The organism is Antrihabitans cavernicola (assembly GCF_008297975.1).
Classification (GTDB): domain Bacteria; phylum Actinomycetota; class Actinomycetes; order Mycobacteriales; family Mycobacteriaceae; genus Antrihabitans; species Antrihabitans cavernicola.
Genome location: NZ_VLNY01000003.1, coordinates 495,523 through 507,737, shown reverse-complemented (window position 1 = coordinate 507,737; position 12,215 = coordinate 495,523). Strand labels below are relative to the sequence as shown.

Annotated in this window: 14 protein-coding genes; 7 read left to right on the top strand and 7 right to left on the bottom strand. The window is 65.1% G+C overall.

All coding sequences use genetic code 11. From position 1 onward, the window contains the following. Positions 1-25 precede the first annotated feature (25 nt). Genes FOY51_RS09620 through FOY51_RS09605 form a run of 4 tightly spaced genes read right to left on the bottom strand, consistent with a single transcriptional unit; the run spans position 26 to position 3,055 of the window. Complete coding sequence (locus tag FOY51_RS09620; RefSeq protein WP_235916213.1) at positions 26-835, bottom strand: SCO1664 family protein; 810 nt, start codon at positions 833-835, stop codon at positions 26-28. Continuing rightward, a complete protein-coding gene (locus tag FOY51_RS09615; protein ID WP_149429974.1) occupies positions 832-1,425 on the bottom strand; it encodes a DUF3090 domain-containing protein in 594 nt (197 codons plus the stop codon). The genes FOY51_RS09620 and FOY51_RS09615 overlap by 4 nt, the downstream gene beginning before the upstream one ends. 30 nt (positions 1,426-1,455) lie before the next feature. Beyond that, positions 1,456-2,187 (bottom strand): histidine phosphatase family protein, encoded by a 732-nt coding sequence (locus tag FOY51_RS09610; protein ID WP_149429973.1) that lies wholly within the window; start codon positions 2,185-2,187, stop codon positions 1,456-1,458. A 25-nt stretch (positions 2,188-2,212) separates the two neighbouring features. Further along, positions 2,213-3,055 (bottom strand): undecaprenyl-diphosphate phosphatase, encoded by an 843-nt coding sequence (locus FOY51_RS09605; RefSeq protein ID WP_187776264.1) that lies wholly within the window; start codon positions 3,053-3,055, stop codon positions 2,213-2,215. A gap of 138 nt (positions 3,056-3,193) precedes the next feature. Here FOY51_RS09605 and FOY51_RS09600 point away from each other — a divergent pair, with 138 nt between their 5' ends. The 5 genes from FOY51_RS09600 to FOY51_RS09580 are packed head-to-tail and all read left to right on the top strand — an operon-like array spanning position 3,194 to position 7,838. Further along, positions 3,194-4,126 carry an aldo/keto reductase gene (locus FOY51_RS09600; RefSeq protein ID WP_149430057.1) on the top strand — a complete coding sequence of 311 codons (933 nt, stop codon included), beginning with the start codon at positions 3,194-3,196 and terminating at the stop codon, positions 4,124-4,126. Between the two features lie 17 nt (positions 4,127-4,143). Continuing rightward, positions 4,144-5,160: a heme/hemin ABC transporter substrate-binding protein gene (locus FOY51_RS09595; RefSeq protein ID WP_149429972.1), complete on the top strand. Its 1,017-nt coding sequence runs from the start codon at positions 4,144-4,146 to the stop codon at positions 5,158-5,160. Further along, a complete protein-coding gene (locus FOY51_RS09590; RefSeq protein ID WP_149429971.1) occupies positions 5,160-6,197 on the top strand; it encodes a FecCD family ABC transporter permease in 1,038 nt (345 codons plus the stop codon). Before FOY51_RS09595 ends, FOY51_RS09590 begins: the two co-directional genes overlap by 1 nt. Continuing rightward, the gene (locus FOY51_RS09585) at positions 6,194-7,036 is read left to right on the top strand and encodes a heme ABC transporter ATP-binding protein (RefSeq protein ID WP_149429970.1); all 843 of its coding nucleotides are present in this window, start codon (positions 6,194-6,196) and stop codon (positions 7,034-7,036) included. Before FOY51_RS09590 ends, FOY51_RS09585 begins: the two co-directional genes overlap by 4 nt. 49 nt (positions 7,037-7,085) lie before the next feature. After that, positions 7,086-7,838, top strand: a complete 753-nt coding sequence (locus tag FOY51_RS09580) for an alpha/beta hydrolase family protein (RefSeq protein WP_149429969.1) — start codon at positions 7,086-7,088, stop codon at positions 7,836-7,838. Here FOY51_RS09580 and FOY51_RS09575 read toward each other — a convergent pair. Genes FOY51_RS09575 through FOY51_RS09565 form a run of 3 tightly spaced genes read right to left on the bottom strand, consistent with a single transcriptional unit; the run spans position 7,810 to position 10,782 of the window. Next, positions 7,810-9,921 (bottom strand): MMPL family transporter, encoded by a 2,112-nt coding sequence (locus tag FOY51_RS09575; protein WP_149429968.1) that lies wholly within the window; start codon positions 9,919-9,921, stop codon positions 7,810-7,812. The genes FOY51_RS09580 and FOY51_RS09575 overlap by 29 nt on opposite strands. Positions 9,922-9,924: 3 nt before the next feature. Then, positions 9,925-10,428: a WKL family lipoprotein gene (locus FOY51_RS09570; RefSeq protein ID WP_149429967.1), complete on the bottom strand. Its 504-nt coding sequence runs from the start codon at positions 10,426-10,428 to the stop codon at positions 9,925-9,927. Then, positions 10,429-10,782, bottom strand: a complete 354-nt coding sequence (locus FOY51_RS09565) for a hypothetical protein (RefSeq protein WP_149429966.1) — start codon at positions 10,780-10,782, stop codon at positions 10,429-10,431. It abuts the gene before it with no gap. Positions 10,783-10,918: 136 nt separating this feature from the next. Between FOY51_RS09565 and FOY51_RS09560 the strand changes: the two genes are divergently transcribed. Together FOY51_RS09560 and FOY51_RS09555 are read left to right on the top strand one after the other, a co-directional pair. Then, positions 10,919-11,971 (top strand): NHL repeat-containing protein, encoded by a 1,053-nt coding sequence (locus tag FOY51_RS09560; protein WP_149429965.1) that lies wholly within the window; start codon positions 10,919-10,921, stop codon positions 11,969-11,971. Beyond that, positions 11,968-12,213: a DUF5703 family protein gene (locus FOY51_RS09555; RefSeq protein ID WP_149429964.1), complete on the top strand. Its 246-nt coding sequence runs from the start codon at positions 11,968-11,970 to the stop codon at positions 12,211-12,213. The genes FOY51_RS09560 and FOY51_RS09555 overlap by 4 nt, the downstream gene beginning before the upstream one ends. Positions 12,214-12,215: the final 2 nt, after the last annotated feature.

The window sequence follows — 12,215 nt, the reverse complement described above, 5'->3', positions numbered from 1 at the left end:
CAAAGGGTAGTGGAGCGTCGAACCCTCAAAACGCGGGCCACGGAATCGGTCGCGACGACGAGGGATGCGGCATCACGGGCATCGCTACCAACGCATCGGCCCGTTTGCCCAACGCTTCGATCTCGCACTCGGTGAGGTGCGAGCCGAGAAGATCCGCGATATCCGGCATCCGCGTAGCGAAATCGGCGATGTCGACCATCAACCCATCCGCGATCGCATCGCCTGCCCAGCCCCAGAGCACGGTCCGCAACTTGTGGTCCTGATGCAGGCAGATTCCGTGATCGACGCCGTAGACCTGGCCGTCCAGACCCTCCAGTGCGTGGCCACCCTTGCGGTCGGCGTTGTTGAGCAGGACGTCGAGCACCGCCATCCGCTGCAGGCGGGGATCGTCGGCGTGAATCAGCGCGACTTCCTCGCCCTCCGGATCGTACGCACGCAGGATTTCGCAGAACCCGTCAGGAACTGCGTCGGGCGGGCAGAGGTCGATGAGATCCAACCTGTCGCCCTCGTCGGTGTGATTGTCGACGGTCTCGATCCAGCGCTGCACCATTCCCGGGCCGAAAGGCCCATCGCGCTCGATGGTTTCGGGTATCACGCCCCAACCGAGCGCGTCGGAGATCAGATACGACGCAACCTCGCGCGACGCCAGCGTTCCGTCGGGGAAGTCCCAGAGCGGCCGTTCACCGCGAATCGGCTTGTACACGCAGCGAATCGAACGATCACCCTCGACGGCTTCGCACACCAGGGTGACGTTGCTGGCGCTGACGATACGACCGACCACCGTCAGCTCGCCTCGGGTGAGCAGGCCGATCCGATCGGCGTCGGGCTCGGTCACAACTCGTCGCCGAGATCCGACGGCGTGCCGAAGATCTGCCCGCGTCGGTAGCCGTTGGTCCGCACGCAGATATGCCCCTCTGGCGACAGGGGCTCGCCGCACAGCGGGCAGGGCGGGCGGCCCGCCGAAATGACGCGTTCCGAGCGTTTCGCGAACTGCCGCGCCTGAATCGGCGTGAGGAACACGCGAACGGCATCGGGTCCCTCGTCGGCGTCGTCGAGCACGACCGACTCGTCGAACTCCACCTCGCTCACCGCGAGCAATTCCACGACTACGGATTCGGCGTCGGCGTCCCAGCCCAGTCCCATAGTCCCTACCCGGAACTCGGCGTCGACCGGCATCACCAGTGGACTGGTGTCACCGACTTCGGTGTCCTCGGGCGGCATGTCGGTACCGAATCTGCGTTGTACCTCTTCGAGCAACAGCCCGACTCGATCGGCCAGCACCTGCACCTGCTGCTTCTCCAGCGCGACACTGACGATGCGGGCATCGTGTACTGCCTGGAGATAGAACGACCGGTCCCCCGGCTCGCCGACGGTACCGGCGATGAAGCGGTCGGGGGTGCGGAAGATGTGGATAGCGCGCGGCATGTGCACCTCCTCTTCGCCGTTGACTACTTACTACCGTTGTTCGCTCGGTTGTACCTCTTCATTATCCCCGACCCCCGAGACCTCGCCGCCAGGAACCGGCTCGGAATCGACGGCGTCGTCCTTCGCAGGCGGCTTGGGGGCAAGCCCGGACAGGTCGGAACCGGTGTCGTTGACCCGCCACACGTACGGCGATGTCGCGGTGTAGCGAACCACGCTGATCGACGCCGGCTCGGCAACGATCCGCTGGAATCCGTCGAGGTGAATACCGAACGCGTCCGCGAGCACCGACTTGATCACATCGCCGTGGGTACAGGCGATCCACAGGGCATCCCGGCCGTACTCGGCCGCGAGACGCGCATCGTGGTGCCGGATGGCTGTGACGGCGCGGTGTTGCACGTCCGCGAGACCTTCACCGCCCGGAAACACCGCACCCGATGCGTGGCGTTGCACAACTTTCCAGAGCGGCTCTTTCAGCAGTTCCGCCAGTTTGCGGCCCGTCCAGTCGCCGTAGTCCACCTCGGCAAGGCGATCTTCGACGATCGGAACCAGGCCCCGGTCGTCGGCGAGCGGTGCGACTGTCTGCTCACAGCGCAACAGCGGCGACCGAACGATCGCATCGATCGGTACGCCGGCGAGACGATCTGCCAGGGTTTGCGCTTGTTGCCGACCTCGATCGTCGAGTTCGATCCCGGGCGACCGCCCAGCCAAGGTGTGGGCCGTGTTGGAAGTCGACACTCCATGACGGAGCAAGATCACGGTCATGAGGGCAGGTTACGCGTGACCCACCTCAGGTGGCCGAGACGACTCCACCCGCGAGCAAGCCGAGCACCACGAAGCCGAGCACGATTCGGTAGCCGACGAACCAGTACAGCGAGTGGTTGGCGACGAACTTCAGCAACCACGCGATGGACGCGAAGCCGATGACAAACGCGACGACGGTAGCGACCAACAACTGCGATCCGCTGGCGTTGAGTCCCTCGCCCGCAGGCTCGAATGCGTCTGGCAGGCTGAACAATCCGGACGCCGTGACCGCCGGGATCGCGAGTAGGAACGAGAACCGCACGGCCGCTTCACGGGTGAGTCCGGCGAAGAGGCCGGCACTCGACGTGGCGCCCGAGCGCGATACCCCGGGGATCAGCGACAGGCATTGCGCGGCACCCATCAGCAGACCGTCACGGGTGGTGAGTTGCTCGATCGGCCGCTGCTTGCGACCGAAATGCTCGGCCGCGGCGATCACCACCGCGAACACGATCAGCATCGTCGCGATCAGCCAGAGGTTGCGGGCGCCCGTGCGGATCTGATCTTTGAACAGGAAGCCCAGAATGCCGATCGGGATGGTCGCAATGATCACGTACCAGCCCATCTTGTAGTCGAGGTCGCGCCGGGCGGAATCGGCAAGGCCACGAAACCACGCGGCGACGATCCGGAAGATGTCACGCGCGAAGTAGACGAGAACGGCGGCTTCGGTGCCCAGCTGAGTGACCGCAGTGAAGGACGCACCCGCGTCGTCGCCGAAAAATACCCCCGACACGATACGAAGATGCCCGGACGACGAGACGGGCAGGAATTCGGTGAGGCCCTGGACCACCCCGAGCACGATCGCCTGTACCCACGTCATCGACTCGCCGATCACGCGAGTACCTCGCGAGCGACGAATAGACCGGATTCCCAATTCTGCGAGGTAGCTGTGCGTTTCACGGTGGGGACCCTACCTGGGGCGAGTCGTCGATCCGGTATTGCGCAGTATGCCCGCTACGCTTGCGCGGTGATGAAGCAGCGAACGGTCGGCCGAAGCGGACTTCGGGTATCGCGAATCGGCCTCGGAACGCTGACGTGGGGCCGCGAAACCGAGGGGGACGATGCCGCTGCGCAGCTCTCCGCGTTCGTCGACGCGGGCGGCACCCTTGTCGATACGTCCCCCGCATACGGCGGTGGTGTTGCGCAGCGCATCCTCGCCGAGCTGCTCGGTGACGTGGTTCCGCGTGACCTCCTGGTACTCAGCGGCAGCGCGGGCATCTTTCCGACTGCCGGCGGACCGGACCGGGTGGACTGCTCGCGTCGCAGCTTGCTTCGCCAACTCGACGAATCGTTGGCCGAGCTCGGCACCGACCACCTCGATATCTGGCGGGTCGGGATCTGGGATCCCACTACGCCCGTGCACGAGGTCGCGGCAGCCCTCGATTTCGCCATCACCAGCGGTAAGGCCCGCTACGTCGCTGCGAGTGGCCACGCCGGCTGGCAGCTGGCGACCATCGCGGGCGCTGTCGGTCACGGGCTCATCGCGACCCAACACAACTATTCGCTACTCGACCGTGGCGCCGAGTTCGAGCTGATCCCCGCCGCCGATCATCACGGCGTCGGCTTCTTCGCGGCGTCACCGCTGGCTGGCGGTGTTCTCACCGGCAAATACCGCAACGGAGTACCGAACGACTCGCGCGGCGCGGACGAACTGCGTTCCGGCGAGATCGAAGACCACCTGACCGATCGTGGCGCCCGCGTGGTCCAAGCGGTCGTCACCGCGGCAGACGGACTCGGCATGTCGCCGCTGGCGGTTGCGTTGGCGTGGGTGCGCGATCGGCCCGGCGTGTCGTGTGCGCTGGCCGGGGCTCGCGATCTCGCCCAACTCACCGGTGTCCTTGCGGCCGAAGAGCTCGAGCTGCCCAAGGCTATTGCGGCGGCACTCGACGATGTCAGCGCATAGCTGATTAGCCTTACCTCATGAGCAATCGAATCCGGGTCCGATTTCTGTTCGGCGGGCTCGTACTCGCGCTGGTTCTACTGGGCTGCTCGACCGAGACCACGACCGCAGCCAAGGACGGCACCGGGGTCACCACGGCGACCGTCGCCAATGCGGACCCGCGACCCGTCGTGGCGAAGGCGACATCGACGTTGCCGGTCACCGTCCGTGGTTTCGACGGTGTCGATGTCACCGTCACCGATACCAGTCGGATAGTCGCCGCCGATCGATACGGAACGCTTGCGCAGACCGTGTTCGGGCTCGGACTCGGCGATCGACTGGTGGGGCGCAGCACGGCGGCAGCGTTCCCTGCCGCGAAGAACATCCCCGACGTCACACCCGGCGGCAGCGCGATGACCACCGAGGCGATCCTGAATTTGAATCCGACAGTGATTCTGACCGACACCAGCATCGGACCGAAGAAAGTACAGGACCAGCTTCGAGCCGCCGGCATCGCCGTTGTGTACTTCGATCCCGCTCGCACACTCGAAAGCGTTGTCCCACAGATCGATGCAGTCGCCCAGGCTCTCGGCGTTCCGCAACAGGGCAAGGCCCTCGCCGACCGAACCGAAGGCGAGATCGCCGCGGCGGGGACGCACGTTCCGAAGAATGCCGATCCGCTCCGCATCGCATTCCTTTACATGCGAGGTCCGGCGATCACCATGATCGCGGGCCCTGGATCCGGTGCCGATGCACTGATCGAGGCCCTCGGCGCCAAGGACGCCGGTACCGAATCCGGTCTCACCCAGCAGTTCGTGCCCATCACCAGCGAGGCGCTGATCGCCGCCGCGCCGGACGTGTTCTTGATGATGACGGACGGACTCGCATCCATCGGCGGACCCGACGGACTGCAGAAGATCCCGGGCGTAGCCCAGACACCGGCGGGAAAGAACAAGCGTGTCGTCGATATGCAGGACAGCGAGCTGCTGAGCTTCGGCCCGAACACTGGCGAAGTGTTGAGCGCACTGGCCGGAGCGCTCTACCCGCAGCACACCTGATGCGTGCCCGTCGGCCGACGATCGTCATCGGCGCGCTGGTGATCACGCTGCTGGTCCTCGCTGTGGTCTCGGCGTGCATCGGTCAGGTTCCCACCACCGCGGCAGAGGTACTCGGCAGCGTCGCACATCGGATCGGCTTGGACATCGGCCCGATGCCGTCGCATCCCAGCGGCGAGATCACGTTGTGGGAGGTGCGCTTTCCGCGCGTCCTGCTCGCGATGATCGTGGGCGGCTCGCTCGGATGTGCAGGCGCCCTCCTGCAAGGTGTGTTCGCCAACCCGCTCGCCGAACCCGGCGTCATCGGCGTCTCGGCAGGCGCCGCGGTAGGTGCGAGCACGGTGATCGTGTTCGGCGGATCGTTCGCGGCGGGCTGGTCGGTCGCTGCCGCGGCGTTTGCTGCCGGATTGGTGACGACGGCGCTCGTGTATCTACTCGCCCGGCACGACGGTCGCACCGAGGTGGTGACACTGGTACTGACCGGCGTGGCGATCAACGCATTCGCCGGCGGGCTGATCGCGTTCCTGACGTTCATCGCGGAACCCGCCGCGCGGGATCAGGTGATCTTCTGGCAGCTGGGCAGTTTGAACGGCGCGACGTGGGAAGCCGTGCGCGTGGTCGCGCCCCTTGCCGCCATCGGGATCGCAGCGGCGATCTTCCTGGCTCCACGACTCGATTTGCTCTCATTGGGCGAGAGCGCAGCCCGGCATCTCGGCGTGAACGTCGAACGCCTGCGTCAAGTGGTGATCGTCGTGGTCGCCGTATTGGCAACGGCCGGAGTCGCTTTCACCGGCATCGTCGTGTTCGTCGGACTGGTTGTCCCACATCTGATGCGGATGGCGATCGGTCCTGGCCATCGATTGCTCATCCCCGCGAGCACGCTCGGTGGGGCGATAATTCTCCTTGCCGCCGACGTCGGTGCACGCACGCTGGTGCGCAACGCCGACCTTCCGCTCGGCATGCTGACCTCGTTGGTCGGCGGACCGTTCTTCTTCTGGCTGTTGCGCCGCACCCGCGCCCGCCAAGGTGGCTGGGCATGACGAGCGCCCTCGCCAGGATGAAGGCGGCGTTCGCCGACCAGCTCGAGGTGCCGACACCCACACCGAACGGCAGCGTCACCCTGCGAGCAACGAAGGTGAGCGTCGAGCGCCGCGGTCGTCGTGTGCTCGCTGACGTCGACTTCGCTGTCACGACAGGCGAAGTCGTGGCGTTGGTAGGCCCGAACGGCGCCGGCAAATCATCGTTGATCGCTGCCCTTGCCGGTGAGCATCCGGTTGTCGGTGGCTCGGTTGAACTCGACGACCGACCGCTGCACCGTTGGACTCCGGTGCAGATGGCGCAACGCCGGGCGGTGCTACCGCAGAGTCACACGATCGGATTTGCGTTCACCGCGCACCAGGTGGTGACTTTCGGTAGATCCCCGTGGGCGCGAACAGCTCGTCGCGCCGACGACGAGCAGGCCGTGCACGACGCGATGGCAGTGTGCGATGTGCTCGATTTCGCAGATCGTCCCTTCCTTGCGTTGTCCGGCGGTGAACGCGCCCGGGTCGCGCTCGCCCGCGTGCTTGCACAGGACACCCAGACGATCTTGCTCGACGAACCAACTGCCGCACTGGATCTGGGGCATCAGGAAACCGTGATGCGGTTGGCCCGAGCTCGTGCGGAGGCGGGTGCCGCCGTCGTGGTGGTGCTGCACGACCTCGGGCTGGCAGCCGCGTACGCACATCGTGTCGCGGTGTTGGACGGTGGCAGGCTCGCTGCGATCGGCCCGCCGGGCGAGATCTTCACGGCAGCACTGCTGAGCCGGGTCTACGGTCATCCGATCGAGGTGTTGGCGCATCCGGAAACCGGTGCGCAACTGGTCATTCCGATGCGGTGATCGTCGAGGGTACTGACGCCTATCATTGCCTGAACCGAAGGGATGACGCGTGGCGGAACGAATAAAGTTTGCCAGTTGCTCCGGGCCGATGTTGGCCGGGATCATCGACCTGCCGCCGGGCGAGGTGCGTGGTTGGGGCGTCTTCGCCCACGGATTCACATTGGGCAAGGACTGCCCTGCCGCCAGCCGAATCTGCAAGCAGCTCGCCGCCGAGGGCATCGGCATGCTCCGGTTCGACAATTTGGGTCTCGGCCAATCCGAGGGAGATTGGGGCGACGGTTCGTTCTCGCACAAGGTCCGAGACACCGTCTGTGCGGTGAACTACATGCTCGACTCGGGCCGGGACGTGCGCTTGCTCGTCGGGCATTCCTTCGGCGGTGCTGCCGTCATCGCAGCGGCACACGACTGCTCGACAGTCGAAGCGGTTGCCAGTATCGGGGCGCCGTTCCAACCGGCCCACGTCGAACACAATTACGACGCGCTCATCCAGCGGATCGAGGCCGACGGCGAAGCCCCGTTCATCGCCGGGGGTAAGGCGCTCACGCTCAAGCGAGACTTCATCTTCGACGTCCGCGCGGCCGACCTGCAAGAGCGGATCAAAGACCTCCGCCGTGCGCTACTCGTCATGCATTCACCCACCGACAACACCGTGGGAATCACCAATGCGAGCGAAATCTTCCGTACCGCAAGGCATCCCCGCAGCTTCGTCTCACTCGAAGGCGCCGACCACCTACTCACCGGCAAGAACCAAGCCGCACGCGCAGCGCGAATCATCAGTGCGTGGGTGGACCCTTACCTCTGATCGGTAGCCGCGGCGCCCACCAGCACCTGTCCCCCAGCAGCGTCATGATCGCTGGTACCAACAACATTCGGATGATCGTTGCGTCGAGAATCAAGGCAGCGATCATCCCGAATGCGATGTACTTCATCAACACCAGGTTGGAGAATCCGAACGCGCCCGTCACGACGATGAGAATCGACGCGGCCGCGGTGATCACGCCGCCCGTGTGCGCGATGCCGAATCGGATGGCCTCTCGGGTGGACGCACCGTCTCGCCGGGCCTCGACCATGCGCGACATCAAGAAGATCTCGTAGTCCGTCGACAATCCGAACACCACGGTGACGATGAGCACCAACACCGCGAACATCAGTGGGCCCGGTGTGAACCCGAGCAGGCCCGATCCATGCCCGTCGACGAATATCCACGTCAGCACACCCAGCGTGGCACCAAGGCTGAGAGCACTGACGACGACGGCTTTGATCGCCAGCACCAGTGAGCCGAACGCCATGAGCATCAGCAACACCGACAAGGCGACCAGAATGGTCGCCAAGAGCGGCAATCGATCGATCAAGCCGTGAATGCTGTCACGTTCCAACGTCGGCACGCCCGCCACGTACATCCTCACGCCATCGGGCAGGGGTATCGACCGCAGCCGATAGATGGTGGGGTCGGCGTCGTCCTTGTCCACCAAGCCCGCTTCCAGGACGTTGATGTCGTTCTTCGTTTCCTCGGCAGGCTCGAATCGCCCGGTCAGTCCCGGGGCCTTGTTCGCCTCGGCCCTGATGTCACCGAGCTGAGCACCCCGCGCCCCGACGATCACCAATCGCACTGGCTCGGTGCGGAATTGGGGAAAGAGACGGTCGTAGTCCTGTTGGGCGACACGTGCGGCGTTGTCGGGAGCCAGGTATTGCGCACCCACTCCACCGAACTCGATGCTGCGGAACGGAACGATCAATGCCAGTAACACCAGAGTCAGCGGGACGGCCAGAGCGAGAGGTCGACGCATGGCGAAATCCGCAACGCGAGCCCACCAGCCCGCATCGATCTCGGCGTTCGTCTTGGACTTCGCGAGCCTGCGATAGCCGAACATGTCCACCCTCGACCCGAGGATGCCAAGCAAGGCAGGCAACACCGTGACCGAGAGGAGCGCAGCCAATGCCACCGAGCTGATCGCTCCGAACGGCACCGATTTCAGCACCCCGTACGGATAGATCAGCAGCGCGCCGAGGCTGACGACGATGATCGACGCCGAGAACACGATGGTGCGCCCGGCGCTCGCGACCGTGCGTTGCACGGCGTCGGCCACCGAGCTGCCCTCGGCAAGTTCTTCACGGAATCGCGTCACGGTGAACAGCCCGTAGTCGACAGCCAAGCCGAGGCTGATCAGGGTGATCACAGCACTGGCGAAGGCGTTCACCTGCAGGAACTGGGTGACGAACCGCACGATGCCCTGTGAGCCCGCGATGGTGAGTCCGCCGACGAATACCGGTAGCAACGCCGCGATCACCCCGCCGAACACGAAGTACAACAGGATCGCCACCAGTGGGAGCGCGATCACCTCGGCGCGGCGAATGTCTTTCTGCATACCGTCGTTGAGCTCGTTGACCACGGGTTGGAGCCCGGCGAGCTGCACGGTCAGACCATCGACGCCGAACTGGGATTCGATCGCGTCGAAGTTCTGCAACGCCTTGGTGCCCTGGTCGCGCAATCCGATGCTGGCGAACGCGTGTCGTTTCGACTTGTCGGCGAACCCGTTGGTCAGCGGGCTGTCCCAGTAGCTGTCGATCTTCAGTATCTGCTGCGGATATTCGGAGCGGAGTCGATCGAACCGGGCGAGGGCTCGCTCGCGAACGCCGGGGTCGTCGACTGTGCTGCCGCCGGGTGCGGTGTAGAGCGCGATGACGTCACCATCGGTGTCACGCCCGAAGGTCGAGTCGGCGAGGACCGAGCCCGCCACCGACTCGCTGCTGTCGTCGAACCACCCCTCTTGGCTGAGCCGACCACCCAGGTCCCGGCCGTACAGCCCTAGAAAGGCAACCAGGACAACGAATCCGACGACAACGGCGTAACGGTGTCGGTATACCCACCGGCCTGCCGCGAACACGGTTCAGCCGCAGGCGGGGGTGTGATAGTCGGCGGTACGCAGAATGCCGCACAGGTCCGTTCGCGAAATCTTCCACTTGCCGTCGACTGCGACGAAATGCACTGTGGCCGTGCGGATTGCGGTTCCGCTGCCGTCCTTGTCCAGCTTGAACGTCGCGGTCAGGGTGCCGTCGTGATTGTCGAAAACGGGATCGACGACCATGTATTTGGCGTTCGGGTTGTCGTTGAGCGCCTTGTAGAGGTCGGGGATGCTGGACCGGAACGCATCGCCGTCCTCGATCAGGTCGACTCGTTGATCGTCGGGAAGGTCGCGGTTCAACGCAGCCTTGATGTGCGCGTCGAGCTCGGCGGCGGTCGGAATCGGTGGTCCGGTGCCTGTGACATCAGCGACGCTGGTGGTCGATGTCGGGGCGGCGGTACCGGCGTCGTCCGACCCGCACGCGGCAAACGCGCTCACCGTCGCTAGGCAGATCAGCGCCGCCTCGAGGCGGCGCATACGTCGCGTCATTCAGATCGCGTCGATCACCGAGCTGATCCTGCTGAGGAAGGCACGAACGGTCGTGCCGTCACCTGCCGGGGAGTCCACCGGTTGTGCGGAGGTCACCATGTCGCGAACCAACCCGATGATGCTGCGCTCGTCGGTCAGATCGATGTCCGTGATGGACCCTTCTGCTCGCGCAACCACATCGTCCTGTGAGGGCACGGTGTTGTCGAGGTCGTCGCGGTACACCTCGACGTTCAGCGTCCGACGGATCACTCGAAACGCGTACGGCCGTCCCGACGCACTCCTGCCGAAACCGTGGGCGAACGGTCCCACCGCCACGTATTCGACGGTGAATTCGGCGTGCTGGTTGCTCTCCACAAAGAACTCCTCGTTGATCTCAACCCCGATTTGAAGTCTTCGATCCGGACCACGGTAGCCCCTAATCGGCTGCGTTGTGTCGAACGTGATCAGATATATGGACCGCAAACCCGGCGGACCGATCGAGGAGGCAAGGATGCGGCTGCGTGCCCTCCAGCAGGTCATGATCGCCGCAGGAGTCGCATCGCTGCTGGTCACGGGCTGCTCGTCGAGCTCCGACGGCAGTTCGTTGCAGACCATCGCGGCAGCGACAGCCGTGCAATCGCCCGCCGTCACCGTCGCTCCCGCAGGCACGGTGCAACAGGTCGGCGCTCCCGTCGACGCGATGGCTTTCGACGCCGATTCGCGGATTCTCGCCGCACTGGCCGATCGTGGCACCAAGCTCGTCTTGATCGACCGGCGCGGCACGGACGCTCCTACCCGCGAGGTTCCGCTCGGCGGCAGTGGCGTCACAGTTTCGTTGGGCAAGCCGGGGGAAGTGCTCGTTCCGTTCGATCGTGGCGTCGCTCGGGTCGATCTGCGCTCCGGAAAGGTCGACGTAGTCAAGACATCGAGTCCGGCACGATCCGCGCAGGTGCTGTCCGACAACCGACTTGCCGCCGGGCTTGCGAACGGAACTATCGAGATCCTGGGAACGGACGGGACATCGTCGACGATCTCCGGTCTGGCGTCGGTCGACGGCCTCGCGGTCACCGGGAATTCGATCACCGCACTCGATCGCCGCCAGACCTCGCTGACCGAGCTGAACGTCGCCGATTCGTCCCTCGGGTTGTCCCTGCGCGCAGGGCAGGGCGCGAGCGACATGACCACGGACCATTTCGGCCGAATCTTGGTCACCGATACCCCAGGCAACGCGCTCATGGTTTTCACCGCCGATCCGCTGGTACTTCGCCAGCAGGGCCCTGTCGGTCCCGGGCCATATGCGGTGACTTACGACGATCGTGCCGAGATCGCCTGGGTCACGCTGACGGGGAGCAACGAGGTTGTCGGATACGACCTCGCGGAGGGGATTCCCAAGGAAGTTCGCCGCTTTCCCACGGTTCGCCAGCCCGACTCGGTGGCGGTCGACAGCGCAACCGGCGACGTGTTCGTCGGCTCGGCGACGGGCGACGGTGTGCAGCGCATCGCTACCGTCGGAGCAATCGTGGGAGCTGAAGCACCCGCACAACCGTCTCAGGGAGGTCGATGATGTCGAGTCGACGAGCCGCGCTGCCCGCCAGCTGGGAGGCGAGCCGCAGCGACGACTACGAATACTTCCCGTTGCGACTGCCGCCGGACGTCACCCGAATCGGCGCGTCGATGCGGCTGGCCATTCAAGCCGAGTTCGGCGGTTGGGAGCTGTCCCGGGTGCGCCTCTACAACGACGGCAGCAGGCGCGTGCTGCTCAAACGCCGCAAGTCCGCCGTTCCTGTGCCGGATCCCGGAATCTGATC